The sequence below is a fragment of the Paractinoplanes tereljensis genome (genome assembly GCF_016862435.1).
GTDB classification, from domain to species: domain Bacteria; phylum Actinomycetota; class Actinomycetes; order Mycobacteriales; family Micromonosporaceae; genus Actinoplanes; species Actinoplanes tereljensis.
In genome coordinates this window covers 50,187-75,513 of the sequence record NZ_BOMY01000055.1, presented here as the reverse complement: position 1 = coordinate 75,513, position 25,327 = coordinate 50,187, and the positions used below count along the sequence as shown (strand labels likewise).

At 69.2% G+C, this 25,327-nt stretch carries 24 protein-coding genes; 9 read left to right on the top strand and 15 right to left on the bottom strand.

Annotated features, from left to right (window positions below):
• Positions 1–63: 63 nt before the first annotated feature.
• The 3 genes from Ate02nite_RS43015 to Ate02nite_RS43005 are packed head-to-tail and all read right to left on the bottom strand — an operon-like array spanning position 64 to position 1,876.
• On the bottom strand, positions 64–747 hold the full coding sequence (locus tag Ate02nite_RS43015) for a response regulator (RefSeq protein ID WP_203813732.1): 684 nt from the start codon (positions 745–747) through the stop codon (positions 64–66).
• 2 nt (positions 748–749) lie between these two features.
• Positions 750–896, bottom strand: a complete 147-nt coding sequence (locus tag Ate02nite_RS43010) for an ATP-binding protein (protein ID WP_203813731.1) — start codon at positions 894–896, stop codon at positions 750–752.
• A 29-nt stretch (positions 897–925) separates the two neighbouring features.
• Positions 926–1,876 carry a sensor histidine kinase gene (locus Ate02nite_RS43005; protein WP_203813730.1) on the bottom strand — a complete coding sequence of 317 codons (951 nt, stop codon included), beginning with the start codon at positions 1,874–1,876 and terminating at the stop codon, positions 926–928.
• 172 nt (positions 1,877–2,048) lie between these two features.
• On the opposite strand from Ate02nite_RS43005, the gene Ate02nite_RS43000 reads away from it, so the two are divergent.
• Complete coding sequence (locus Ate02nite_RS43000) at positions 2,049–4,199, top strand: MMPL family transporter (protein ID WP_203813729.1); 2,151 nt, start codon at positions 2,049–2,051, stop codon at positions 4,197–4,199.
• 338 nt (positions 4,200–4,537) lie between these two features.
• On the opposite strand, the gene Ate02nite_RS42995 is transcribed toward Ate02nite_RS43000, so the two are convergent.
• Positions 4,538–6,091, bottom strand: a complete 1,554-nt coding sequence (locus tag Ate02nite_RS42995) for a hypothetical protein (RefSeq protein ID WP_203813728.1) — start codon at positions 6,089–6,091, stop codon at positions 4,538–4,540.
• Between the two features lie 191 nt (positions 6,092–6,282).
• Here Ate02nite_RS42995 and Ate02nite_RS42990 point away from each other — a divergent pair, with 191 nt between their 5' ends.
• The gene (locus Ate02nite_RS42990) at positions 6,283–7,899 is read left to right on the top strand and encodes a methyl-accepting chemotaxis protein (protein WP_203813727.1); all 1,617 of its coding nucleotides are present in this window, start codon (positions 6,283–6,285) and stop codon (positions 7,897–7,899) included.
• 14 nt (positions 7,900–7,913) lie between these two features.
• On the opposite strand, the gene Ate02nite_RS42985 is transcribed toward Ate02nite_RS42990, so the two are convergent.
• The 3 genes from Ate02nite_RS42985 to Ate02nite_RS42975 are packed head-to-tail and all read right to left on the bottom strand — an operon-like array spanning position 7,914 to position 9,972.
• Complete coding sequence (locus tag Ate02nite_RS42985) at positions 7,914–8,801, bottom strand: aldo/keto reductase (protein WP_203813726.1); 888 nt, start codon at positions 8,799–8,801, stop codon at positions 7,914–7,916.
• Positions 8,802–8,855: 54 nt separating this feature from the next.
• Positions 8,856–9,068, bottom strand: a complete 213-nt coding sequence (locus Ate02nite_RS42980; protein ID WP_203813725.1) for a DUF397 domain-containing protein — start codon at positions 9,066–9,068, stop codon at positions 8,856–8,858.
• The gene (locus Ate02nite_RS42975; RefSeq protein WP_203813724.1) at positions 9,055–9,972 is read right to left on the bottom strand and encodes a helix-turn-helix domain-containing protein; all 918 of its coding nucleotides are present in this window, start codon (positions 9,970–9,972) and stop codon (positions 9,055–9,057) included. The genes Ate02nite_RS42980 and Ate02nite_RS42975 overlap by 14 nt, the downstream gene beginning before the upstream one ends.
• 441 nt (positions 9,973–10,413) lie before the next feature.
• Between Ate02nite_RS42975 and Ate02nite_RS42970 the strand changes: the two genes are divergently transcribed.
• The 3 genes from Ate02nite_RS42970 (at position 10,414) to Ate02nite_RS42960 (ending at position 13,940) form a co-directional block, all read left to right on the top strand.
• Positions 10,414–10,683 carry a hypothetical protein gene (locus tag Ate02nite_RS42970; protein WP_203813723.1) on the top strand — a complete coding sequence of 90 codons (270 nt, stop codon included), beginning with the start codon at positions 10,414–10,416 and terminating at the stop codon, positions 10,681–10,683.
• A 335-nt stretch (positions 10,684–11,018) separates the two neighbouring features.
• Positions 11,019–12,509: a mannitol dehydrogenase family protein gene (locus tag Ate02nite_RS42965; RefSeq protein WP_203813722.1), complete on the top strand. Its 1,491-nt coding sequence runs from the start codon at positions 11,019–11,021 to the stop codon at positions 12,507–12,509.
• A gap of 33 nt (positions 12,510–12,542) precedes the next feature.
• Positions 12,543–13,940: a COG1470 family protein gene (locus Ate02nite_RS42960; RefSeq protein ID WP_203813721.1), complete on the top strand. Its 1,398-nt coding sequence runs from the start codon at positions 12,543–12,545 to the stop codon at positions 13,938–13,940.
• Here Ate02nite_RS42960 and Ate02nite_RS42955 read toward each other — a convergent pair.
• The 5 genes from Ate02nite_RS42955 to Ate02nite_RS42935 all read right to left on the bottom strand — a co-directional run bounded on the left by Ate02nite_RS42955 (position 13,882) and on the right by Ate02nite_RS42935 (position 18,585).
• On the bottom strand, positions 13,882–14,571 hold the full coding sequence (locus tag Ate02nite_RS42955; RefSeq protein WP_203813720.1) for a phosphatase PAP2 family protein: 690 nt from the start codon (positions 14,569–14,571) through the stop codon (positions 13,882–13,884). The genes Ate02nite_RS42960 and Ate02nite_RS42955 overlap by 59 nt on opposite strands.
• A 37-nt stretch (positions 14,572–14,608) precedes the next feature.
• Positions 14,609–16,153, bottom strand: coding sequence for a GGDEF domain-containing protein (locus tag Ate02nite_RS42950; protein ID WP_203813719.1), 1,545 nt, complete (start codon positions 16,151–16,153; stop codon positions 14,609–14,611).
• Between the two features lie 59 nt (positions 16,154–16,212).
• Positions 16,213–17,223 carry a phosphatidylinositol-specific phospholipase C gene (locus tag Ate02nite_RS42945; protein WP_203813718.1) on the bottom strand — a complete coding sequence of 337 codons (1,011 nt, stop codon included), beginning with the start codon at positions 17,221–17,223 and terminating at the stop codon, positions 16,213–16,215.
• Between the two features lie 91 nt (positions 17,224–17,314).
• Positions 17,315–17,857, bottom strand: a complete 543-nt coding sequence (locus tag Ate02nite_RS42940; RefSeq protein WP_203813717.1) for a DUF305 domain-containing protein — start codon at positions 17,855–17,857, stop codon at positions 17,315–17,317.
• Complete coding sequence (locus Ate02nite_RS42935) at positions 17,842–18,585, bottom strand: lytic polysaccharide monooxygenase (protein ID WP_203813716.1); 744 nt, start codon at positions 18,583–18,585, stop codon at positions 17,842–17,844. Before Ate02nite_RS42935 ends, Ate02nite_RS42940 begins: the two co-directional genes overlap by 16 nt.
• Positions 18,586–18,745: 160 nt before the next feature.
• Here Ate02nite_RS42935 and Ate02nite_RS42930 point away from each other — a divergent pair, with 160 nt between their 5' ends.
• The 3 genes from Ate02nite_RS42930 (at position 18,746) to Ate02nite_RS42920 (ending at position 20,099) form a co-directional block, all read left to right on the top strand.
• Positions 18,746–19,249 (top strand): FBP domain-containing protein, encoded by a 504-nt coding sequence (locus Ate02nite_RS42930; RefSeq protein WP_203813715.1) that lies wholly within the window; start codon positions 18,746–18,748, stop codon positions 19,247–19,249.
• On the top strand, positions 19,246–19,764 hold the full coding sequence (locus Ate02nite_RS42925; protein ID WP_203813714.1) for a GNAT family N-acetyltransferase: 519 nt from the start codon (positions 19,246–19,248) through the stop codon (positions 19,762–19,764). Before Ate02nite_RS42930 ends, Ate02nite_RS42925 begins: the two co-directional genes overlap by 4 nt.
• Positions 19,765–19,874: 110 nt before the next feature.
• Entirely contained in the window at positions 19,875–20,099 is a 225-nt protein-coding gene (locus tag Ate02nite_RS42920; protein WP_203813713.1) for a hypothetical protein, read from the top strand.
• An 8-nt stretch (positions 20,100–20,107) separates the two neighbouring features.
• Here Ate02nite_RS42920 and Ate02nite_RS42915 read toward each other — a convergent pair whose 3' ends face one another.
• Positions 20,108–21,139 carry a glycoside hydrolase family 18 protein gene (locus Ate02nite_RS42915; RefSeq protein ID WP_203813712.1) on the bottom strand — a complete coding sequence of 344 codons (1,032 nt, stop codon included), beginning with the start codon at positions 21,137–21,139 and terminating at the stop codon, positions 20,108–20,110.
• Positions 21,140–21,200: 61 nt separating this feature from the next.
• Here Ate02nite_RS42915 and Ate02nite_RS42910 point away from each other — a divergent pair, with 61 nt between their 5' ends.
• Positions 21,201–23,282, top strand: a complete 2,082-nt coding sequence (locus Ate02nite_RS42910) for a bifunctional polysaccharide deacetylase/glycosyltransferase family 2 protein (RefSeq protein WP_203813711.1) — start codon at positions 21,201–21,203, stop codon at positions 23,280–23,282.
• Here Ate02nite_RS42910 and Ate02nite_RS42905 read toward each other — a convergent pair.
• Positions 23,275–23,913 carry a response regulator gene (locus Ate02nite_RS42905; protein ID WP_203813710.1) on the bottom strand — a complete coding sequence of 213 codons (639 nt, stop codon included), beginning with the start codon at positions 23,911–23,913 and terminating at the stop codon, positions 23,275–23,277. The genes Ate02nite_RS42910 and Ate02nite_RS42905 overlap by 8 nt on opposite strands.
• A 76-nt stretch (positions 23,914–23,989) precedes the next feature.
• The gene (locus Ate02nite_RS42900; protein ID WP_203813709.1) at positions 23,990–25,177 is read right to left on the bottom strand and encodes a sensor histidine kinase; all 1,188 of its coding nucleotides are present in this window, start codon (positions 25,175–25,177) and stop codon (positions 23,990–23,992) included.
• Positions 25,178–25,327: the final 150 nt, after the last annotated feature.

The following is a 25,327-nucleotide window of genomic DNA, read 5'->3' as shown; positions in this document are numbered from 1 at the left end:
GGGATTCCCGGCTCTGCGAATCCTCCCGACGCGGTGTTGTGATTACCGCAGGTGGAGTACGTGTCAAACCTCGGGCAGGGTGTCGCCGGCCCGGATCAGGTCGTTCTGGTAGGCGATGACGACCAGTTGTGCGCGGTCACGGGCTTGCAGCTTCACCATCGTACGATTCACATGGGTTTTGACCGTCAGTGGGGAAAGGTGCAAGCGGCGCGCGATGTCGTCGTTGGAGAGGCCGTGGGCCACCAGCACGAGGATCTCGGTCTCCCGCTCGGTGACCAGGTCGAGCGCCGGCAGCCGGCGGGTGTTCGCCGGCTGGATCTGGTGGATCAGGCGGCTGACCAGCCCGCGGGTGGCGCGCGGGGAGAGCAGGGCCTCGCCGTCGGCGACCACCCGGATGGCGTTGACCAGCTCGGCCGGGTGCACGTCCTTGCCGAGGAATCCGCTCGCGCCGGCCTGCAGGGCGAGGATCACATTGTCGTCGTTGTCGAACGTGGTCAGCACCAGCACGCGCACGCCGGCCAGGCGTTCGTCGGCGCAGATCCGGCGGGTGGCCTCGATGCCGTCCAGGTTCGGCATCCGGATGTCCATCAGGACGACGTCGACCCGGGCACTGTGCGCCAGGTCGACCGCCTCCTTGCCGTCGCCGGCCTCGCCGGCGACCTCCAGGCCGGGCTCGGCGTCGATGATCATCCGGAAGCCGGCCCGGATCAGGGCCTGATCATCGGCCAGCAGGACGCGGATCGGCACGGTCAGGCTCCCTCGGTGGAATCGGCGGGCAGGACGGCGTGTACGCGGAAACGGCCGCCGGCGATCGTGGTGGCGCTGATCGTGCCGTGCGCGGCGGTGGCACGCTCCCGCATGCCGAGCAGCCCGAACCCGGAACCCGCCGGGTGCACCCCGGCGACCTGGTTGGTGATCTCGATGGTCAGGGCGTCCTCGGTGTATTCAAGATCAAGAACGGCGCGCCGGAACCGTAGCGGTGGGCGTTGGTCAGGGCTTCCTGCACGATCCGGTACGCGGCCAGGTCCGCAACCGCAGGCAGCGGGCGGGAGTCGCCACGTTGCTGGTGGCGTACCTCGAAACCGGCCTCGCGCAGCCCGGCCAGCAGGTCGCCGAGGCGGTCCATCCCGGGCGTCGGCTCGGTGCTGGCGACCTCCTGCGGGTCACGCAGGACGGTGATCACCGATTTGATCTCGCGTAGGACGGTGTCGGCGGCGGTCCGGATGTGCCCGAGCACCGGCCATACCTCGTCCGGGCGGTTGCGCAGCACGTGGTCGGCGGCCCCGGCGTGCACGCTGATCACCGCGATGTGGTGGGCGACGACATCGTGCAGTTCCCGGGCGATCCGCAGCCGCTCGTCGATGACCCGCCGCTGGGCCTCCTGCTCGCGGGCCTGCCGGGCCCGCTCGGTCACCTCGACGATGTAGGCCCGCCGCATCCGCACCGAGTCGCCGGTCCCGGCCCCGCCGAAAATGAAGGCGAACAGGCCCACCTGGTTCCACCCCCACCAGCTGAGGAGATGCGTGGCGGTCCCGGCGATCATGAATACGGTCCATACGGTCCCGGCGTAGAACCAGGGCCGGCGCCGGGGGCTGTAGAGCGCGGCGGAGTAGGTCAGCAGGCCCACGGTGACGAACAGGCCGGCCGGTGCGGTGTCCAGCACGATGGTGATCGTGGTGACCGCGGCGGCCAGGGTGAGGGCCGGCTCGGGATAGCGGCGGCGCAGCAGCGTCACCGCTGCCGCGAACACGGCGAACCCGACGATCGACCTGGTGAGCGGCCGCTCGTCCATCCGCAGCACGAGCGTGCACGCTCCGGCGGCCAGGAGCAGGTCACCCAGCCAGGGCGGTAACCACCGGGCAGTCACGTCTTGCATGGTCACGACGGTAGGCCGTCGCTTCCCGTCACCACGTCCTGTCTCCGCGGTATCAATCGCCCGCGCGGATACCGCGAACGCAGTACGCCGCCGCCTGCCCTGACGGGACGACTTATCCGGCGTACCCCGAGATCTTGGATTGGTCCTGTAACCAACCGACGGAGGACCTTTCGTGGCGACCCTGTTGTACCGGATCGGCCGGTTCTCGTTCCGGCGCCGGCGCCTGACCCTCGCTGTGTGGATCATCGTGCTGGCGCTGTTCGGCCTCGGCGCCGCCAAACTCTCCGGTCCGACCAGCGACGCCTTCTCCATCCCGGGCACCGAGTCGTCGCGGGCCATGGACGTGCTGGGGGAGAAGTTCGGCGGTGACGCGGACACCGCGTCGGCCAAGGTCGTCTTCACCGGCGACACGAAACTGACCGGCACCCAGCAGAGGGCGGCCATCGAGAATGCCGTCGCCGCGCTTCGGCGGGCCCCGCAGGTTGCCACGGTGACCGACCCCTTCGAGGCCAAAACAATTTCAAAGGACCTGCAGACGGCGTACGCCACGGTGACGTACTCGGTCGCCGCGGCCGACGTCAGCACCGCCGACCGCGAGGCGATGATGGCGGCCGGCGACGTCGCCGAGACCGCCGGGGTCGGGGTGGAGTACTCCGGTGAGGTCACCACGACCGCCGAGGGCAGCCACGCCGCCGAGGCGATCGGCATCGTGATCGCCGCGCTGGTCCTGATGATCACGTTCGGGTCGCTTGTCGCGGCCGGTCTGCCGCTGCTCAGCGCGCTCGTCGGGGTCGGCATCGGGATGCTCGGCATCAAGATCGCCACCGGCTTCCTCGACCTGTCCTCGTCGACCTCCGCCCTGGCCACCATGCTCGGCCTGGCGGTCGGCATCGACTACGCGCTGTTCGTGGTCTCCCGGTACCGGCATGAGCTGGCCGAGGGACGCGACGGCGAGGAGGCGGCCGGCCGGGCCGTCGGCACCGCCGGATCGGCGGTGGTCTTCGCCGGGCTGACCGTGATCATCGCGCTGGCCGCACTGTCGGTCACCGGCGTGCCGTTCCTGACCGCGATGGGCCTGGCCGCCGCCGGTACCGTGGCGGTCGCCGTGGTGGTCACGCTGAGTCTGGTGCCGGCGGTTCTCGGCTTCGCCGGCCGCAAGATCGTCGGGAAGCGGCGCCGGTCGGCGTCCAGCAAGCCGGCGCTCGGCGAGCGGTGGGCCCGCGGCGTCCTGCGGCACCGTGCGATCGCCGTACTCGTGCCTCTCGGTTTGATCGTCGTTGTTGCCCTGCCCGCCCTCGACCTGCGGCTGGCGTTGCCGGACGACAGCACGGCCGCCGTCGATTCCACCCAGCGCAAGGCGTACGACCAACTCGCCGACGGGTTCGGGGCCGGTTTCAACGGGCCGTTGATCGTGGTCGTCGAGAACACCACCCAGGCCGTTGCCGCCGGCGCCGGGACGGCGATCGCCAAGCTCGGTGACGTCGCGCTGGTCAGCGCCCCGACGATGAATCAGGCCGGCGACACCGCGCTGCTCACCGTCGTTCCGGGCAGCGCGGCGACCAGCGAGGCCACCAAGGACCTGGTGCATGCGATCCGGGCGTACGCGACCACGCTGACCGGTGGAACCCTCGCGGTGACCGGGACGACCGCCATCAACATCGACATCTCGGACAAGCTCACCGGGGCGCTGGTGCCCTACCTGGCGATCGTGGTCGGGCTCGCGTTCATCCTGCTGATGCTGGTGTTCCGCAGTCTGCTGGTGCCGCTCAAGGCCACGCTGGGTTTCCTGCTCTCGGTGGCGGCCGCGTTCGGCCTGCTGGTCACCGTCTTCCAGCACGGGCACCTGGCCGGGTTGCTGGGCGTGGAGTCGACCGGCCCGATCGTCAGCATCATGCCGATCTTCCTGATCGGCATCCTGTTCGGCCTGGCCATGGACTACGAGGTCTTCCTGGTTACTCGCACTCGAGAGGAGTTCGTGCACGGCGCCACCCCGAACGAGGCAGTGCTCACCGGGATGAAGTACGGCGCCCGGGTGGTGACAGCCGCCGCCCTGATCATGACAAGCGTGTTCGCCGGCTTCATCCTGGCCGACGACACCATCATCAAGTCACTGGGCTTCGCCCTGGCGGCGGGCGTCCTGATCGACGCGTTCCTGGTCCGCATGACCATCGTCCCGGCGGTGTTGTCCCTGCTCGGCCGCGCGGCGTGGTGGCTGCCCCGCTGGCTGGACCGCCTCCTGCCCAACGTCGACGTAGAGGGCGAGCAGCTGACAAAGCAGCTGGCCGCAGCCGAACCCCACCCAGAACTGGCCGCGGTGAAGTGAGCCAGCCGGCCGCAGCCGAACCCCGCCCAGAACTGGCCGGGCGCGGTTCGGACCCCGGACCCCGGACCCCGGGCGGACCTCGGACCTCGGGCGGACCCCGGCCCGGGTTGGCCGGGTCAGCGGTCGCTTCGCCGTAGCGGGCGGCAACCGGCGGTGGGGCCGCCCGGGTCGCCGCGGCAGCCGCCGAAGGCGGGGTTCGGGATAGTGCGGTTGTCTGGGCCGCTCGGCGTATCTCTGCATGGAATTTGACGTTGAGCGGCGCGGGCCGAAAGCCCGCGCCGCTCGATTTCCGTCGTTCCGGGCGGGTCTGGCCCGCGCCGTTTGTTTCGCTTTGCCGGTCAGGCCTCGAAGCGGGTGCGTCGGCGGCGGGTGACCATGAAGCCGGCGATGCCGGCGGCGATCAGCGCGGCGCCGGCGATGCCGATGAACGCCGTTTGCGGGCCGGTGATCGGCAGGCCGCCGCCCTCGCCGCCGGTGTTCTCGTCGCCGCCGGTGGTGCCGCCGGTGCTGGTGCCGTTGAGGACGATCTGGGCGGTGTCGTTGGCCTTGTTGGCGTCCGGCTTGAACGCGTCGCACTCGCACTTGGGGTTGAGCTGGACCGAGCCGCGGGCGCCGGGGACGACCTTGGTGATCTTCAGGGCGAACTTCCAGGTGACCGTGGTGCCGGCCGGGAGGACCTCGTCGGTGAAGCAGGCGTACTGGACGGCGTTGGCGTCGCCCTTGAGGATGCTGTCGGTGGTGTTGCGGAAACAGGCGTCCGGAACGCCGGTGACCGTCGCGCCGGTCGGGATGGTGACCAGGGCGGCCGCCGCGGGCAGGCCGAACTGGGAGGCCAGGGTGGCCGGGCCGAGGTTCTTGACGCCGACCGGGATGCTGACCGTGGTGCCGGCCGCGCCGGACGCGGTCGCGCCGACCGCGGCCAGGTCGGCGCCCTGCTGGCCGGTGACCGTGACGTCGAGGGCCTGCCAGTTGTTGTCGGGGTTGGGGTCGGTCTGCTTCGCGGCCGACTTCGGGGTGGAGATCTGCTTCAGCGTGAGCTTGCCGTCGGTGCCGGGGTTGCCGGGGCCGTCGAAGCCGTTGTCGCCGACGAACTTGATCAGGTCGTCGTAGTCGCCGGCGGTCAGCCACTCGTAGTCGCCGGTCGCCTTGCCGGGCGCGAGGGTGTCCTTGCGCAGCTGGTAGGGGAGTTCGACCTGGTAGGTGGCGCCCGGCTGCAGCTCCTCGTCGAAGGTGCAGGCGTTCAGCACGCCGTCGGCGTAGAAGCAGTTGGAGAACTGCTTGACCCCGGCGATGGCGTAGTCGGTGCCGGCCAGCAGCGCGGTGCCGTGCACGACCGTGTCGGTGCTGTTGGTGACCTGCAGCGACGCGGTGAAGCTCGAGCCCGGCTTGGCCGAGACGCTCTGCGTCTTGCCGGCGACCAGGTCGACACCCTCGGCGACGTTGACGTCGACCGTACGCGTCGAGGTGGCGATCCCGTCGGCGCTGAACGTGACGGTGAGCTTGCCCTTCTCGCCGAGCGCGGCCTTGGTGGCGGTGACCGCGGCGAAGTCGGCGAGGCCGCCGTCCGGGCCGACGAAGGTATAGAAGTCGTCCGTGCAGACCAGCTTGGCCGGGCCCTCGTTGACGCAGCCGGGGTCGCCGTCGACGGTGGCCAGGGCGACGCCGGTGAGGTCACCGCTGAGCTCGTAGACGATCTTTCCGCCGGTCAGCGCGTCGCTCTCCTCGGCGAACAGCAGCGGTGCGGCGTAGGTGCTGCCGCCGGCCGCGACCGTCACGTCCGGAAGTAGAACATTAACGGCGGGGCTTGCGGCCTGTGCGGGCGCGGCGACGGCCGCGGCGACGAAGGCGGCGGCACCGGCGGCGAGCAGGCGCCGGACCAGAACACGGTTCATGCGGAAGGTCCCCCATAGCTGTTGGATCTTGGTGCGAGCCGCAGCCTAAAGATCAACTGGCCTGGGCGGGGATCATCCGTTCGGACGGGACCGTATCGTCGTTCTAGCTGTGCACTCCCTGGCAAGTCGCTGTTAACCCGGGTTCCCGGTTTGCGCGTTTTGTGGGAAATGCCGGGATAGCATTGATCTACGTGAGAGTGCTTCGGCGTATGCGGGTGACCACCCGCCTGGTGGCGGGCTTCCTGCTCCTGGCGTTGTGCGTGGTGGCCATCTGGATGGCGGCCGTGTGGTCGGCGGACAGCACCCGGACCACGGCTCAGGCCCTGGCCGCGTCGCAGGCCGAGCTCGACGCGGCCCAGCAGCTGAAATACCGAGTCACCGACGTCAGTGGATGGCAGGCCGGTTACGCCTTCAACATCGTGCGCGGGGCGGCCGGCGCGAGTGCAGACACGGCGCCCGAGCGGGCCGCGTTCCTTGCGTCGATGGACAGTTTCGTCAAGGAACTGAACGCGATGGCGGCGATGTCGCTGTCCGCCGCCGAGCAGGCCGACGTGGCGACGATCCGGACCGCGTTCCAGAAGTTCGCGGACATGGACGCCGAGGTCATCGCCGCTTACCGGGCGGGCACCGCCGCGCAGACCGACAAGGCCAACGACCTGGTGGCCGGGGTGGGCCTCGATCTGTACGCGGTGATCGCCGGCGGTGTCGACCGGCTGCTCGCCAGCGCGCGGGACCACGAGGCCGTCGCGCACCGGCGGGCCGACAACACCGCCAACCGCACCACCCACGTCGCCAACCTGGTCGGCGGCCTCACCCTGATCGTCGCGGTGGTGCTTGCGGTTGCGCTGTCGCTGTCGATCATCCGGCCGCTGAGCGCCCTGCAGGACCGCCTCGCCGACATCGCCGAGGGCGAGGGAGACCTGACCCGGCGGCTCGAGACCAGCGGAAACGACCAGTTCACCGACGTCAGCCGGTCGTTCAACAAGTTCGTCGACAAGATCGCCGGAACGGTACGGGAGATCGGCGCCTCGGCCACCACGGTCGCCAACGCCAGCGAGACGCTCACCACCACCGCGATCCAGATCATGGTGGACGCCAAGGCGACGTCCCGGCAGTCCGGCGAGGTCGTGCTGGCCGCTGACGAGGTCGCCGCCACCGTGCGCACGGCGGCGGCGAGCACCTCCTCGATGGGCGGCTCGCTGCAGACGATCGCCGGCACCGCGGCCGAGGCGAGCCAGGTCTGCGAGCAGAGCATGCAGGCGGCTCGCGCGACCCAGGACGTGATCGGGCGGCTCGCCACCTCGAGCGAGGAGATCGGCGGGATCGTCAAGGCGATCACCGCGATCGCCCAGCAGACCAACCTGCTCGCGCTCAACGCGACCATCGAGGCGGCCCGGGCCGGCGAGTCGGGCAAGGGCTTTGCCGTGGTGGCCGGCGAGGTGAAGGACCTGGCCCAGGAGACCGAGGTCGCCACCGACAACATCACCGCGAAGGTGCAGAGCATCCAGCAGGACACGACGATGGCGGCCGCGGCGATCGGCGAGATTGTCGAGATTGCCGGCCGGCTGGGCGGTTTCCAGTCCACCATCGCCACGGCCGTTCAGCAGCAGACCGCCGCCACCGACGAGATGAGCCGCAACATCGCCCAGTCGACGACCGCCTCGGCAGACATCGCCGCGAACATCGCCACCATCTCGTCGGAGGCGCAGACCACCACCAGCGGCGTCATCGACATCAAGCAGGCAACGCAAGAGCTCTCCCAACTGAGCAACGGGCTGCGGGTGCTGGTCGGTCAGTTCCGGGTCTGAGGCCTGTCCTGGGTCTACTCCTCGGGGATCGCGCGGTCGAAGAACGCCGGGCGGGGGACGTCCGGGTCGGGGCCGTTGCGGACGCCGGTGTCGAGGGCGTCGATGCGGGCGACCTCCTCGGTGGTCAGCTCGAAGTCGAAGACGTCGAAGTTCTCCGCGATGCGGCCCGGGTTGGTGGACTTCGGGATCGCCGAGCGGCCGTGCTGCAGCTGCCAGCGCAGCATCACCTGGGCCGGCGTCTTGTCGTGCCCGGTCGCGATCGTGCCGATCGCGGGGTCTTCGAGGACGTTGCGGCGTTCCTCGCCCCAGCCCGGGTAGAACGTGATGCCACCGATCGGCGACCACGCCTGAGTCAGGATGCCGTGCTCGGCGTCGGCCTTCTGCACATCGGGCTGACTGAAGTAAGGGTGCAGCTCGATCTGGTTGACCGCCGGCACGACCTGGGTCTGGGAAAGCAGATCGTCCAGGTGATGCCGCATGAAGTTGCTGACCCCGATCGCCCGCACGCCGCCGTCGGCCAGCAGTTTCTCCAGCGCCCGGTAGGCCGCGACCACCCGGTCGAAACGGTCGGGCGCCGGCTGGTGCAGGATCAGCAGATCGAGCCGGTCGACGCCGAGCTTGCGGGTGGCCTTCTCGAACGCGTGCAGCGTCTCGTCATACCCGTAGTCGCTGACCCACACCTTGGTCTCGATGAAGATCTCGCCCCGGTCGATGCCGGACCGGCGAATGCCCTCGCCGACCTCCCGCTCATTGCCGTAGGCGGCAGCGGTGTCGACATGCCGGTAGCCGATCTTGAGCGCGGCCTCGACCGCTGCCGCGGTCTCCTCGGGTGGGCTCTGAAAAACACCGAGACCAAGGGCCGGCATGCGTACGCCGTTGTTGAGAACCAGTTCTGCGGTCATGCCCCGACGCTAGTTCGGCGCCGCCCCGATAGAGGGGTACCAGGTGTACCACCCTCAGGAGGTAACGGAGAACTCTCCGCCCTTGACGCCGCCGACGAAAGCTGCCCAGCCGGCGGCGCCGAAGAACAGCACCGGCCCATCCGGATCTTTGGAGTCGCGCACCGCCGTGCCGCCGTTGGGGAGGCCGGCCGCCTCGACGCAGTTGTTGTTGCCACCGGATCTGGTCGACTTTCGCCAGGTCAGGGTGGCGGGGTCACGATCCCTCATGGTGGTTCTTCTCCCTCAGGACCTTGCTGATCACCGCGTTCGAGCCTTCCATATCCAGCGAGCGACTGTCCAGGTCGTTCCAGACCTGCTCGTATGCCTCGATCTCATTGGCTTTGTCCAGGTAAAGAGCGCCCGTCACGCTGTCGCTGTAGACGGTCGGCGGTTCCTGGGCTCCGCCGTCGCCATTCGGCGACGATGGGAATTCCAGGATCGTGAACTTGCCGGTCCCGGAGGCCCGATGGAGTCCGGCCGTCAGTGGCAGCACTCGCACGCTGGCCTTCTTCTCCTCATTGGCCTTCAGTAAGTGCCACAGTTGCTGTTGCATTGCGCCCGGAATGTCCGTGGAAGCGAGCAGGACGGCCTCGGAGACGATCACCTCGAGGTGGGGCGGCGGCGGGAAGTGTCGCGACAGCAGCCCTTGACGCTGCTGCTTGATCTTGATCCCGGCCAGGACCTCGGTATCCGTGAATTGCGGTGTGTCGGCCCGCATGACGGCCTCCATATAGCTTGGCGCCTGCAGCAGACCCGGGACGACCTGCGGTTCGAAGGTTCGGATCCGCGCTGCCGCGCCCTCGAGGCCGACGTAGAGCTCGAACCAGTCCGGCATGACCACGTCGTTGTAGGACTGCCACCAACCCCGGGCCTTGGTCTCCTTGGCCAGGCTCACCAGGGCTTCGGTGACGCCGGCGTCGGTGCCGTAGAAGTCGCACAGCATCTTGACCTCCGGGCCCCGGACCGGGACGGCGCCCTTCTCGATGCGCCACAGCTTCTGGGTGGAGCACTCCATGTATTCCGCCGCTACCTTGATCGTCTTTCCGGCGGACTCGCGCTGCTGGCGCAGGAACCGGCCCAGCTGGCGGCGGGGAACTGTCGAGTTGGCGCGTTCGGTGTTGTCGATCTCCATGGATAGTTCGCTTCCCTTCGAGCGGTTTGATCTATCCGGTATGGAGTCGGCCCGTACTCCATGGTGGAAGGCGCGCGTCGCCTTCGTGGAATACATATCGAGAAAGTCGGCCAAAAACTAGTGTGCAGCCGAATTCAATCTAACGGAATGTTGTTCCTCGCCGATGCCGCGTCCACGATGAGTCCAGGCGGCGGATGTCCCGGCCCCCGGTGGGCATCCGCCACCGCCGATATCAGTGTCCCGATCTTGACGAAAGGGTTGCGGCGTGGACCAGATGCCCCGGCGAATCCCCGGCACGCACGTGCATCCGGAGCTGCGGAGCGAGACGCGGCCAACCATTCCGGAGAATGATGGCATGCCGACTCGCGACCAATTGCTGCGCGTTCTAGAACACCTCCGATCATGGCCGACCCCGAATTCCGGAGAAAGGTTGTCGGCGCAATGATGCGAGACGAGTTGCTACGGCGCATTTCCGGTCTTCCCGCCGAGACCGACATCGGAGTCCGCGTAGGCGACGGCCACCTGGACATCACCGACGTGATCACCTGGGACAACGGCGATCGCGGCGCGCTGACCTGCCACCCACCCGACCTACGAGACCTACTACGCGAATGGGACCTCCCCGACGCCACGTTCGCCCGGATCACCCACCCGCCGTTCACCCGGATCGCGCAACCGGCGGAGGAGACCACGCGGGCCTGGCGCCGATAGCCGCTCGGAACCTCGATCTTGCGGAGTTGCTGTCAGCTCCTAACGGGAAGTCGCCATGATCGCGGGTGGGTCACGGCGGCGGGGAGCGCCGGCCGGGTGGTGGCCTCGATCTTGTAGGGAAGCCGTTGGCTCCTAACGGGAAGTCATCATGATCGTGGGCGGCCCGGCAGCGGGCCCGGGGTGGTGCGCGGTGGAGGTGCGGGCCGGTGTGGTTTGGGGCGGCGTCCGGTGACCGGGAGCGGGCAGAAGATCGAGGGAGTCGGTCGGCGGTGACCTAGGGAGGTTGGTGGGATGCTGTGGGTTATCCCCGATCCACCGCCGGGAGGTCATCGAAGATGCTGCCGCTCAGCAACGCCAACCTGCCATCCCTGCAAGACCAGCGGAAAGACGTCGCCGTTCCGAACTATGACCGGGCCGCGCTGCGAGCCGGCATCGTGCACTTCGGAGTGGGTGGCTTCCACCGCGCCCATCAGGCGATGTACCTCGATCGCCTGATGAATGAGGGCAAGGCCCTCGACTGGGCGATCTGCGGGGTGGGGGTGATGCCGGCCGATGAGCGGATGCGACAGGTGCTGACCGCGCAGGACGGGCTCTACACGCTGGTGGTCAAGTCGCCGGACGGCGCACTCGACGCCCGGGTGATCGGGTCGATCGTCGAATATCTCTACGCGCCGGACGACCCGGAAGCCGTCATCGAGAAGATGGCGTCGCCGGAGATCCGGATCGTGTCGCTGACCGTGACCGAAGGGGGTTACAACTTCCACGCGGTCACCGGCGAGTTCATGGCCGACAACCCGGACGTGCAGCACGACCTCACCCTGGGCAATCAGCCGAAGACCACGTTCGGGCTGATCACCGAGGCGATCGAACGGCGGCGGCAGCGGCAGATCACACCCTTCACGATCATGAGCTGCGACAACATCCAGGGGAACGGGGAGGTGGCTCGGCGGAGCTTCGTGGCGTACGCCCGGCTGCGTGACCCGGGCCTCGCCAGTTACGTCGCCGAGCACGTGGAGTTCCCGAACAGCATGGTCGACCGGATCACCCCGATGACCACCGACGAGGACCGCGACCAGGTGCGCGCCACGTTCGGGCTGGAGGACGGCTGGCCGGTGGTGTGTGAGCCGTTCACGCAGTGGGTGCTCGAGGACAGCTTCGGAACGGGCCGGCCGCCGTTCGAGGACGTCGGCGTGCAGGTGGTGCCGGACGTCGAACCGTACGAGTTGATGAAGCTGCGCCTGCTCAACGCCTCCCACCAGGGGCTCTGCTACTTCGGCTGGCTGGCCGGCTACCGGCTGGTGCACGACGTCGCGCAGGATCCGCTGTTCGCCAAGTTCCTGCTGGCCTACATGGAACGGGAGGCCACCCCGACGCTGGCCGCGGTACCCGGTGTTGACCTGCGGGAATACCAGCATCAGCTGATCGACCGGTTCTCCAACTCGCAGGTACGCGACACCGTCGCCCGGCTGTGTGCGGAGAGCTCGGACCGGATCCCGAAGTGGCTGCTCCCGGTGATCCGGCACAACCTGGACACCGGCGGCGACATCGTGCTGTCCACCGCGATCGTGGCGTCCTGGGCCCGCTACGACGAAGGGGTCGACGAGCAGGGACAGCCGATCGAGGTGGTCGACCGGTTGCGGGAACCATTGATGGCGGCGGCCAAGAAACAACAGGACGAACCACTGGCATTCATCGCGAACCGGGAGGTGTTCGGGGACCTGGTGGACAGCGAGCGCTTTGTCTCGGCGTACACCTCGGTGCTCGCCGGCCTGCACCACAAGGGAGCGCGAGCGACCCTCGAAGATCTTGTGTCAGGGATTGGATAGCCCCTGGTTGTCGCGAAGTGACAGCATGAGCGCGTGACCCTGCCGCTGCGTGTCAATGTCGCGCCGGAGCGGGCGGATGCCTCGCCCGGCGACAACCTCCAGTTCGATGTCACCGTGCGCAACGCGAGTGACATCGTGGAGCATTACGGCGTCGAGCTGCTCGGGCTGCCCGACGGGGCGACCGTGCGCACCGAGCCCGAGGTCGCCAAGCTGCGGCCGGCCGAGAGCGGCACGCTGACCGTCAAGGTCAACCTGCCGGTGCAGCCGCCGGCGCCGGCCGGCACCTACGTGGTGGGTGCGCTGGTGCGGTCGAAGTACCGGCATGACGTGTCACGCTGCGTCGAGGTGCCGATCGAGCTGGCCAGCGTCGAGCAGATCACCCTGCGCACCACCCCCGAGGTGGTGACGGGTGGGCGCACCGGGCAGTACACGTTGGAGATCGCCAACGGGGGTAACGCTCCGGTGCGGCTCTACCTGACCGCGACCGACCCGGAGCGACGGGTCACCGCTACCTTCCAGCCGGGCTGGCTCGATCTGCCGCCGGGCAGTAACGCCCGGGTGTTGCTGAACGTGTCGGCGCCGCTGCCGTGGAACAAGGAGAAGCAGCGCCAGCTCACCATCGCCGCCACCCCCGACCTGCCCAACGCAACCCCGGTGAGCGGTACGGCGACGTTCGTGCAGCAGCCGCGGATCGCGTCGAAGTTCGCCAAGGTCGCCGGGATCGCGGCCGCGGTGGTGGTGCTGGCCGCGGCGATCGCGGTGCCGGCCCTGCTCAACCGGGCCAAGGACAAGCCCGACCCGGCCGCGGTCAACCAGACGGCCGCGGTTCCGACGGCGGGGGCGACCACCGCCGCGCAACAACAGCAGAGCGCGGCACCCCCGGCCACTTCGGCGGCGGCACCCTCGCAGGTCGCGCCGCCGGTGGAAGCGAGCACAGCCCCGACCTCGGCGGCGGCCACCACCACCGCACCCACCGGTGGGGGAGAGCGCGAGATCGACCTGACCACACCCCCGCCCGGGGTGGTGGCCAGTGACGTCTTCCGCAACCAGGGCTTCCTGGTCAGCGGGGACCCCAAGGCGGTCGCGGTGGCCGGCTGTGAGAACGCGCGCAGCGCCGCCGTGGTGGAGGAACCGACCGGCAAGTTCCTGACGTCCAGCTCACCCGATGACCCGACCAAGTGTCACGAGGTGCCGTTGCTCATCGACTTCCTGTCGGACGGCCCGCCGGTCGGGGCGCTCAAGGTCACCCCGCTGACGCCCAACACGCTGCTCATGGAGGTCACGTTCCGCGACTTCCAGCGGGTCGACTCGACCACGCTCACCGTTCCGGCCGACGTCGCGAAGTCGCACGGCGGGGTCGATCAGGTGCTGATCAGCTCGACCGTCGGCCCGGTGTCGATAACGAAGCTGCAGATTGCACCCTTGAGCTGAGGATCGCCCAGGACATCAGCGTCACGCACAAAGCGCCGTTGATGAACGACGCCGTTACGTCGCTCGGGTGGTGCATGCCGCGGTAGAGGCGGGACAGCGCCACCCCGACCGGCATCAGCAGCAGCGCCCAGCACAGCCACTTCTGCCAGGTCTGGTGCACCAGCCGGGCCAGGATCAGGGCCAGCCCGCAGTACAGGGCGAACGCGGCCGACGTGTGCCCGGACGGGAAACTCGACGTGGGCGGCGAGTTGTCGAGGTGCTTGACCTGCGGTCGCTGCCGATCGATGACCAGCGTGGTGAAGAAGAAGACAAGCGCCTGGGCGGTGACCGCCGCGCACAGGAACAGCGGCTCGTACCAGCTGTGCAGGGTCTTCAGCAGGATCAGCGCCGCGATCGCGGTGACCCCGATGATCACCGGGGTGCTGCCGATCAGGCTGAAGATCTCGGTGACCAGGTTCCACGGTGGAGTGCGGTGCGCCGCGAAATAGCGGTTGATGCCGTCCTCGGCGGTGAACGGCCATACGTCGTTGAGCACCTTGGTGACCAGCAGGCCGAGGGCGATCATCCCGAGCAGCAGGGCGATGAGCCACGGCACGATTCGTTTGGCGTAGTACGCCGCCTTCTCCAGCATGAGCCGGGCACTACCCGGATCGAGGTTCTTTCATGCCTCAGGCCGCGTACGCCGCCTCGGCCCATTCGCCGGCGCCGTCGCCGCCGCGCCGTTTCACCCGGTACATCGCCTCGTCGGCGAGGCGCAGCGCCTCCGGCAGGTCGGCCGCGTACGCCCCGGCCACCCCGATGCTCACGGTGGCCGGGCAGTCCGGGATCGCCCGTACCGCCGCCACCATGCGCGCCGCCACCCGCAGCGCGTCGGCCGGCCCGACCCCCGGCAGCAGCACCGCGAACTCGTCCCCGCCCAGCCGGGCCAGCAGGTCCTCCTCGCGCAACTGGGCGCCGAGCGCGTCGGCGATGGCCCGCAGGGCGGCGTCGCCGGCCGCGTGCCCGGCCGTGTCGTTGATCTGCTTGAACTTGTCGGTGTCCACCACCATCACGGTGAGCTTGTCGGCCGGCCGCAGCTGGGCCTGCCGGACCGCCCGGTCGAAGGCGCCCCGGTTCGCGATGCCGGTCAGCGCGTCCAGCGCCGCCGCCCGGGCCGCCTGCTCGTGCTGGGTCCGCAGCAGTTCGAGGGACTTCATCGCCTCGACCGACTGCAGCATGCGCAGCCGGTGCCGCCACATCGCGGCGGCGAGCGTGTCGCCGTACGCCATGGTTGCCCCGGCCTCGGCCGAACCGCGTGCCGCCAGCAGCAGCGCCCTGGTCCGGTGGGTGGCCGCAGTGATCAGCCAGCCGGCGTCCGGGGTGAGTGTCGCGACGGCGTGCTCGATCACGGCGTACGCCTCGTCGGGCCGGCCCGAGCGGCGCAGCGCGACCGCGTGGAACGGGCGGCTGTAGGCCAGCGCGGTGGTACTCATCCCGCGGGCTTCCAGAATCCGCAGGTAGCGCTCGATGTCGACGGCGGCGCCGGCCGGGTCGTGCCGGTCGGCCCGCGCGCAGGCCGCCGCCAGCAGGGCGGTCTCCCGCCACGCCTCGGCGTCCTGCCCGCGGGCCTCGGCGGCGGCCCGCAACGCGTACCGCTCGGCCTCGGCGGTGTGGCTCTCCGCCTCCGCGACCTGGCCGACCTGGTAGAGCTCGAGGGCCCAGAACAGGTGCAGCTCGGCCTGGTTGTACAGCCACATCGCCCGGTTGCCGTTGTCGGCCGGGCTCATCGCGTACGCGGCGTCGTAGTGGGCGCCGACCAGCTCGTACAGCCGGAGCTCGAAGTAGCCGATGGCCACCGCGACCCGCCCGTTGACCGCCGCGACCGGGTCGGTCTCGCCGGTCACCGCGGTCTCCGCGGTGACCAGGTCCTGCAGGACGCCGGTTTCGCCTTCGCCCTCGCCCAGCCGCAGCTGGTGCGAGGCCCGGGTGGCGAGCGCGCAGGCGAGCCAGCCCGGGCTGTTCTCCCGCACGGCCGCCTCGGCCATCAGGTCGAGGGCCGGGACCGCGCCGTGCGGATCGCCCAGATTGATCAGGGCGAGGGCCCGCACGAAATGCATGCCGGCCGGCCCGTCACCGCCGGTCAGGTACGTCTCGGCCTCGGCCAGCGCTGCCGCTGCCTGCCCGCTCTGTGCCTGCTCGAGCAGCCGTGCCGCCTGTCGCGCAATGTCGCTCATCGGCCCTCCCGGGCGGCCTTATCGACCGCCCGGCCTGGGTCTTCAGCTAAACACCGTCCTCAGTTGAACGAGATGATTTTGTTGATCAGGCCGCCGCCCGGGAAGTCGAGCATCAGCACGCCGGTGCGGACCACCGGGGTGTGCACCTCGGGCCCCTCGTTCAGGTAGATCAGCAGGAACGGGTCGACGCCCTGTACCCCGAGCGCGCCGCCGGCCACCTGCTGGGGCTGGGCGAAGACGCTGGAGCCGCTGCCGAAGTTCACGTACATCTTGCTGGGGTCGCCCGCGCTCGTCGCGTCGAGGAAGCGGCGCACCTGGTCACGCTTGGTGGCGATCGCCCCGACGCTGGACACGGTGTAGTTGTCCTGCACGTACGTGGAGTTGCCGTCGTTCCAGCCGTCGAACTGAGCGAGACCGTAATTCGAGTACCGTCCGCCACGCGCGCCGTTCAGCACGGCGAGCACGACCTTGCCCCGCACGGCGCCGAGCGCCGGCATGGCCGCGGCCGACGATCGGCTCACGCTGGGGGACCACCAGAGGTTCGGGCGTTTGGCGACGTACGCGTCAAAAATGTCAATAAAGCTGGACTGACCGGTCACGTCCGTACACGAACCGATCTCGCCGGTGCACTCCTGCTTGAGGCGTACGACCACGGTCTCGCCCGGATGCGCCGTCAGAAAGTCGCCGAGCTTGTTCAGCACGTCGTCGAAGTTGGCGTTCTGGTAGGTCGCCCCGTGGTGGATCGTGAAGGTGTTCCCGGTGTTGACCCGGGCCCGGATGTCGATCATCCGAATGCCCGCGTTGAGCTGCGCGGTCAGCGTCGCGCCGGAGTCGCCGAAGTCCTCCTGCGTCTGCGTCCAGGCCCCGCCGTGGATCGAGATGGTCTCGTGCGTGCCCGGGATGGACAGGCTGGCCAGGCTGCGGGAATCGGACAGGCTGCGCATCCAGTCCGGGTTGCCGGCGGTGCTCAGGGTCCGGTAGGAGGCGTCGGCCGCAAACGCGGCAGACGGGATCGCGACAAGGGCGGCGGCGAGGGCGGTTGCGCCGAGGACGGCGACGGCACGCTTCATGGCCGGAAAGATATCGATCAATGCCCGTACGGCGAAAGGGCTAAGTTACTCGCGGGTCTGCCCGTCGACGCCCTCGTAGGCCGGCCGACCGCTAACTGGCGGCGGCCAGCTTCAGGAGGCGCTGGATCTGGGACTGGCGGCGGGTGGTCAAGGTGGTGGCCAGGGCTCGGGTGGGTGGGTAGGCGCCGGCCGTCTGTTCCATTCTCGACGTCTCTACGCAATTGCCCAGGTGGCCCAGGAGCAGGCTTATCGCCGTACGGTCGAAGGGGTTTGCTGTTTTTAGCTCTGTTACGTCTGTGGGGCGCAGCATGTGCAGGGCGCCGTGGCCCTCGTGAGCGTCGGCCGAGTCCGGGGCGGTCAGCGGCTGTTGCCAGCCCAGCAACCAGCGGCGGAACGTGCCGTCCTCCTCGTGCCACTGGGTTCGCAGCTCGGTGGATATCTCGCGCAGTGCGGGGTCGGTCGCTCGGGCCTCGGTCAGGGCCGCTACCTGGTCGCCCTCGGCTATCTGCTCCAGGGCCATCTGCAGGAACATCACGTCGGCGCTGTTGAAGGCGGGCGTGGCCGCCGGCTGCTCTGCGGAGCAACCGGCGACCAGCGTCAACAGCAGCGCTAACCGGATCAGACGGCTTGCCACAGGGCGGGGACGTTCGGCGGTTCCCAGCCGGCTATCGCGGTGTGCGCCTGGCGGCAGCGGTAGGAGATGCCGTTGTAGGTGACCACGCTGCCTACCTGGTAGGTCGTGCCGGCCTTCCACGTGCCGGAAGCCGGGGGAGCGGTGGTCGGAGCGGTAGTGGGCGGGGCTGTGGTGGGTGCGGTGGTCGGCGGCGTGGTGGGCGTTGTTGTGCTGCCGCCGCCGATGTTGAGGTCTACGCAGGAGTAGAAGGCGTTGTTGGTGTCGGCTACGTTCCAGCGGGCCAGCACCGTCTGGCGGCCGGTGAAGCCCTTCATGCTCACCGTGTGGCTCTTGGTGGCCCCGGGCTGGGCGCCGCCGTCGTTGAAGCTGGCCAGCAGGGTGCCGCCGATGAAGTACTCCCACGTGCTTGTCGAGTGGCGGGCGGTGAGCACCCAGTTGAACGTCACCGTCTGGCCGGCTGCGGCGGCCGGCCAGGCCTTCGAGGTGTCGTTCAGGACCGCGAAGCGGCTGCCGCCGCCGTTGCACTGGGTCGAACCCTTGGGGGCCTCGACGCTCTGCGGCTCGTAGACGATGTCGCCGCAGTTGGCTACCGCGCCGCTGGCGCAGTTGGCCTGGCGGCTGGGCGGGGATGAGATGTAGCCGTGGGCCGCGGCGGGGGCCACGGCTACCAGCAGCGATGCGGCGGTCGCGGCGATGGTCAGGGCGGGCAGTGCGAACCTACGTCTCATGAAGGGACTCCTTCGGGGTCGTGGGCTCTTCATGAAGGGGGACGGCGTGGTTCGTCGAACATAAGTTAAAGATTGTTAACAGTAAATAGAACTTAACGAAGTTTCTCGATGCGTCATTAATCGGCTGCCCGGCCCCGGAGTGATCGGATACGTTCGCGCGATGGAACCACTCACCGAGCCGGAGCTTCGCGGCTCGTTCGTCAACTGCAGTAAGGGCGAGGCCGGCCGGATCAAGATGCCGCTCGACCTGGCGACCACCGCCTGGCGCGACCTCGACTTCTTCGGCTGGGCCGACCCGGGGGCGCCGCAGCGGGCGCTGCTCGTGGTGCCGATGGACTCCGGGCCGGTCGGGGTGCTGCTGCGCCGGCCGGAGACCCGGCGGACGACGGTGGTGCGCTCCAGCATGTGCCAGGTCTGCTTCACCGGGCACTCGGCCGGCGGCGTCACGCTCTTCGTGGCACCCCTGGCCGGCGCGGCCGGGCGCCAGGGCAATTCGGTCGGCCTCTATCTGTGTTCCGACCTGGCCTGCTCGCTCTACCTGCGCGGCAAGCGGCAGCCGCGGGGTCGCCTGGTGCGGCCGGAGGAGACGCTGACCCTCGACGAGCGGGTGGACCGGGCGATGACCGGGGTGCGTGGGTTCGTCAAGCGGGTGGTGGCCGGATGACCGAGCTGATCGCGCCGACCACCCGGCTGCACCGGGCCTGGCTGGAGTCACGCGACGAGTGGGGCCGCGGCGTGCACCAGGACGGTGCCGGCTTCCGGTCGGGGGACGAATACGACTCCGCCGAGGGCTTCGCCACCTGGGTGGCGCGCCTGCGGGCGGAGGAGGACGTGACCGTTCCGCCCGCGCCCAACTGGGTGCACTGCACCTATCGGTGGATCGTCGAGGACGGCCGGGTGCTGGGCGCGATCGCGCTGCGTCACGAGCTCAACGAGATGCTGTTCACCATCGGCGGGCACATCGGCTACGGGGTGCGGCCGTCGGCGCGCCGACGCGGGCTGGCCAGCTGGGCACTCGCCGAGATTCTTGACGAAGCCCGCAAGCTGGGGCTCGACCGGGTGCTGATCACCTGCGACGTCGGCAACACCGGTTCGGCCCGGACGATCCTGAAGGCCGGTGGCGTTCTCGAGGACGTTCGGGAAGGTAAACAGCGGTATTGGATCGCTATTTCCGGATAAATACCTCAAGCGCGAAAGGTGACCCACAGAATGCGCTGAGAAGCGGCATAACTTCCCCCTAGGTTGGCTCCCTAGCGTCCTGGGCAGCTACCACCAAAGGGGAAGTCAGCATGCTCTACGCCTCGACCCGGCTAAATGAATCCACTGACCAGAAGGTCTTCGTCGATTCCTCGGGACGCCGCAAGCGGATGCTCACCGTCGCCGGCCTGGTCGTCGCGGCCGCCGCGGCGCTCTACATCGGCGTGGTCGGGGTGAGCGTGCTGCAGGCCCCGCAGACCGGCCTGACCACGAAGGGCACGGTCACCCCGACCTCGACGGCAAAGGCGGGCGGCTGAGCCGGGTGTCAACCGGCGAACAGCTTCGTGAACGCGTAATCGGACTGGTCAACCCCGCTGCAGGTGGCACTCAGGGTGCCGTCGTCGCAGTCGCCGTTGTCCCGGTTGACCGACCAGAACCGGACAAAACCAAGACCTTTGGAAGTGGCAAAGCCCAGCAGGGTACGGGCGTCAGAGAGCGTAGTCACCGGGCCGGTGTCGTTGACCCCGATCATCGGCGTCACGCCCAGCATCGCGTACAGCTGCTTGTCGCTCTTGCCGGTCCAGACGCTCGCCAGGTCGTCGTGCACCGCCTCGGTGGCCGCCGCCATCGCCGTACCCCAGTCGCCGTCCGCGGCGAAGTTCATCGTCATCGCGTTCACCGTGACCGTGACCCCGGCCTTGGCCACGCTGCGCAGCAGCGCGATCCCCGCCGACGTCAGCCCGGCCGTCCCGTCGCCGACCGGCAGGGTCAGCGTGATCGCGGTGCGCCGCGACTTCTGCAGCTTGGCCAGCGCCGCCGAGACGACGGCGTTGTCGACCGGTCTTTCGATGTCGACGTCGAGATGGTTGCTATCGGCCACATCAAGGGCTTTGCCGTACGCCGTGGCCAGCCCCGCCGCCGAGCACACGCTCTCCAGGTAGGTGCCGGTCGCCCCGCCGGTGGCGACGATGACGTCGCCGTCGATCTTCGCCAGCCGCGCCCGGACCGCGGCGTTGCCGATGGCCAACGTCCCGTCCCAGGTCGGCGTGCAGGTGCCGGCCTTGTCGGCGACGACGAACGCCACCGCGAAGTCGCCCTGCCCGGTGGCCTTCTGGATCGCGGCGATGTCGGCGGTCCCGCTGACCACGTCGACGTAGGGCGCGACCGGGGGAGTCGCGGCCACGGCGGCGGTGCTGGTCGCGGAGGCCGACGCCGATGCCGATGCCGAGGCCGACGGGGATGACGACACCGAAGGGGCGGCCGAGGGGGAGGTGCCCGCCACGAAGGACGGTGCGGCCGAGGACGAGCAGCCGCCGGCGAGAAGAAGAGCGGCGAGGGAGAGACGGCGGAGATGCATCTCCGCACTATCCCCTTGCTCCCTATGTGCGAGATAAGAACGCGATTAAAGGGGAAATTTCGTGCCAGCAATTCGGGCGAGGTGGGTCGTACTCGCCGTGGTCGTCACCCTGTTCGCCAGCATCCTGGTGGTGAACGGCATTGTCCTGGGCGAATTCACCCAGGACGGCGCGGTGGCCTCGACCGCCGACACCGACCAGGTGCCGTCGGCCGCGCTCAAGGGCGGCCCGGTCATCCAGACCGACGGCAAGACCACCACCACGGTGACCGTGCCGGACAAGCAGATCGTGCTGACCTTCGACGACGGGCCCGACCCGAAGTACACCCCGGAAATTCTGAAGGTCCTGGCCGAGTACGACGTGCCGGCCACCTTCTTCATGATCGGTTCCGAGATCAGCCAGCACCCGGATCTCGTTCGCCAGGTGCGCGACGCCGGCCACGAGATCGGCATCCACACGTTCACCCATCCCGACCTGTCCACCAAGAACGAGTGGCGGCGCGAGGTGGAGATGCAGGAGACCCAGTTCGCCCTGGCCGGCGCGGCCGGAGTGTCCAGCGTGATCTTCCGGCCGCCGTACTCGTCGACGGTCCAGGCCCTGGACAACAGCAACTGGGCCGTCATGTCGGACATGGGCGGCCGGGGCTACCTGACCGTGGTCAACGACCTGGACAGCCGGGACTGGGAGTCCGGTGCCACCATCGCCGACATCACCAAGGCAGTGCTGCCCGAGGACGACGCCGGGGCGATCGTGCTGTTCCACGACGGCGGCGGCGACCGGTCGAAGACCGCCGAGGCGCTCGCCACCGTGATCCCGGAGTTGCAGCAGGAGGGATACACCTTCACCACGGTGGCCAAGCTGACCGGGATGACCACGGTCAACCCGGCCGCCACCGGCAAGGAACGCGCGCTCGGCCTCGGCCTGGTCGGTGCGGTGCGGGTGGCCCGGCACGTGACCGGCTGGTTCGCCGCGCTGCTTCTGGTGGTCGGCATCCTCACCGTCGCCCGGCTGGTGATCATCCTGGTGCTCGGCCGCCGGCACGCCCGCCGGAAGCCGCCGGCCACCCCGTACACCAAACCGGTGACCGTGGTGGTGCCCGCCTACAACGAGAAGGAGTGCATCGCCGACACGCTGAGATCCCTGGCCGCCAGCACCTATCCGATCCGGATCGTGGTGGTCGACGACGGGTCCACCGACGGGACGGCCGAGATCGCCGAGTCGCTGAAGCTCGCCAACGTCACCGTCATCTGGCAGCCCAACAGCGGCAAACCGGCCGCCCTCAACACCGGCATCGCCAACGCCGACACCGAGGTCGTGATCATGATGGACGGTGACACGGTCTTCGAGCCGGACACCGTGCGGCGGCTGGTGCAGCCCTTCGCCGACCCGCGGGTCGGCGCGGTCGCCGGCAACGCGAAGGTGGCCAACCGGCAGGGCATGGTCGCGCTCTGGCAGCACATCGAGTACGTGGTCGGCTTCTCCATCGACCGGCGCGCCTACGACGTGGCCCAGTGCATGGCCACCGTGCCCGGGGCGATCGGCGCGTTCCGGCAGGCCGCGCTGCGGCAGGTCGGCGGGCTCAGCGACGACACCCTGGCCGAGGACACCGACCTCACCATCGCGATCATCCGGACCGGGTGGCGGGTCGTCTACGAGGAGCACGCCCGGGCCTGGACCGAGGCCCCGACCACGATGTCCCAGCTCTGGCGGCAGCGCTACCGGTGGAGTTACGGCACCATGCAGGCGATGTGGAAGCACCGCCGGGCCCTGGTCGAGAAGGGCACGTTCGGCCGCCGCGGCCTGCTCAACCTGGCCATCTTCCAGACCCTGCTGCCGCTGCTGTCCCCGCTGATCGACGTGTTCCTGATCTACGGCCTGTTCTTCCTCAACCCCCTGGAAACCCTGGCCGCGTGGCTGGGCATGCTGGCCGTGCAGGCGCTCAGCACGATCTACGCGTTCCGGCTGGACAAGGAGTCGCTGAAACCACTGTGGCGGCTGCCGTTGCAGCAGTTCGTCTACCGCCAGGTGATGTATCTGGTGCTGATCCAGTCGACCCTGGCCGCGCTCGGTGGCATCCGGCTCGGCTGGCAGAAACTGCGCCGCACCGGCGGCCTCGAAGCCCTGCTGGGCCAGCGGGTCAACTGATCAGCCGGCGTTCCCAGGCCCACGCGGCGATCTCCACCCGGTTGCGGGCCCCGAGCTTGGTCTGCACGCTGCCCAGGTGGGTCTTGACGGTGCCGATCGAGATGAACAGCTCACCGGCGATCTCCGCGTTGGTCAGGCCCTTCGCGGCCAGCTTCACCACGTCCAGTTCCCGCGGGGACAACCCGCCGTCGTCGCTCTTCGGCGCCGGCGGGGACAGGTGCTCCAGCAGCCGGACCGTGATCGACGGGCTGATCAGGGCGTCACCCGAGTCGGCCGCCCGGACCGCCTCGACCAGCAGGGCCGGGCCGGAGTCCTTGAGCAGAAAACCGGCCGCGCCGTTGCGCAGCGCCTGATGCACATACTCGTCCAGGTCGAAGGTGGTCACCACGACCACCTTGATCGGATCGGCCACGCCCGGGCCGGCCAGCAGCCGCAGCGCCTCCAGGCCGTCCATCTTCGGCATCCGGATGTCGAACAGCGCCACGTCCGGCCGCAGCCGGCGAGCCAGCGCCACCGCCTCGACGCCGTCGGCGGCCTCGCCGACGACCTCCATGTCCGGCTGCGCCCCAATGATCATGCCGAAGCCGGTACGGACCATCGCCTGGTCGTCAGCGATGAGAACCTTGATCATGAGGTTTGTTCACGACCTTCCTCGAGTTGCAGCGACGGCGAGACCGCCGCCTCGTGTTGGCCGTCGTGAACAAACCTCATTGGACCACCTTTACGTTCAAGGGAAAGGCGGCGTCGACCACCCAGCCGCCCTCGATGCCGGGGCCGGCCGAGATGCGGCCGCCGACCGCGCGGACCCGTTCGGTCAGGCCCACGAGACCGTACCCCGAACGCTCGCGCGGCCCGGCGGGACGGGCCGTGCCGTCGTTCGCCACCCGCACCAGCAGCCACTCCGGGGTGCGCCGGATCCACACGTCGGCCACCCGGGCGCCGACCGCGTGCTGCCGCACGTTGGTGAGCGCCTCCATCACCACCCGGTAGGCCGAGGTGGACACCTCGACCGGGATGCCGTCGATGGTGCCGTCCACGTGCAGCCGGCCCAGCGGACCGCCGGCCGCGGTGAACTGCTCCAGCAACTGCCCCAGCTCGCCCACCCCGGACACCGGGGCCAGCGGCGCGTCCGGCCGGGTCAGCGGGTCGCGCAGGACACCGACCATGCGCCGCATCGAGGCCATCGTCTCGGCGCCGGCCTGTTCGATCTGTTCCAGGGCGAGCAGGGCCCGCTTCGGGTCCTGCTCGACGATGAACCGGGCCCCCTGCGCCTGCACCACGATCCCGGTGACGTGGTGCGCGATGAAGTCGTGCAGGTCGCGGGCGAATTCGGTGCGCTGCTCCGCCCGTACCGCATCGACTGCTCTTTGTCGTGAGCTTTCGAGAATGCGCAGGTAGAGGCCGACGCCGAGGGCCGCGGCCGCGGCCAAGGCCTGGATCAGGCCGAAGATGACGAACTCGGCCGTGCGACCGCCGCGCAGCGGCAGGAAGCTCACCGCCGCGCCCACCGTGACCACCGCGGCGACCGCCCAGCCGGGGCTGGCCCGCCGGGCCACCACCAGCATCACGCCGAGCAGCGCGAGCGATTCGGCCAGACCCCAGGTGTACGAGTACCCGTCGTTGGCCACGGCCACCAGGAACGTGACGCTGACCGACCCGAGGCTCAGCCAGATCGCGGCCTTGGGCAGGGCGGTGGAGTTCTGCCTGTGCGCGGGCAGCCAGACCGCCGCGGCGCCGATCGCCAGCAGGATCCGGACCAGGCCCATCCCGGCCGAACCCGGCCCGGTGAGCAGGCGGCCGGAGAGCACGTCGAACATGCCGAGGGCGGCCATGATCGCCAGCGCGCCCACCTGACCCAGGCGGAGCAGCACGAGGCGGTTCGGATTCGGTTCCATCGTGACCCAGCGTAACGGCAGGTCAACCGGCCTCCATCGGCCGAAAGTCAGACCTGCGGGCCTTCGTGGTCCTGGCTCGCGGCCGATGTGGCAGGCCTTGCGGAAACGACATGCTCTGCGTCGACATCGATAACCCTGTGAGCGGAGCAA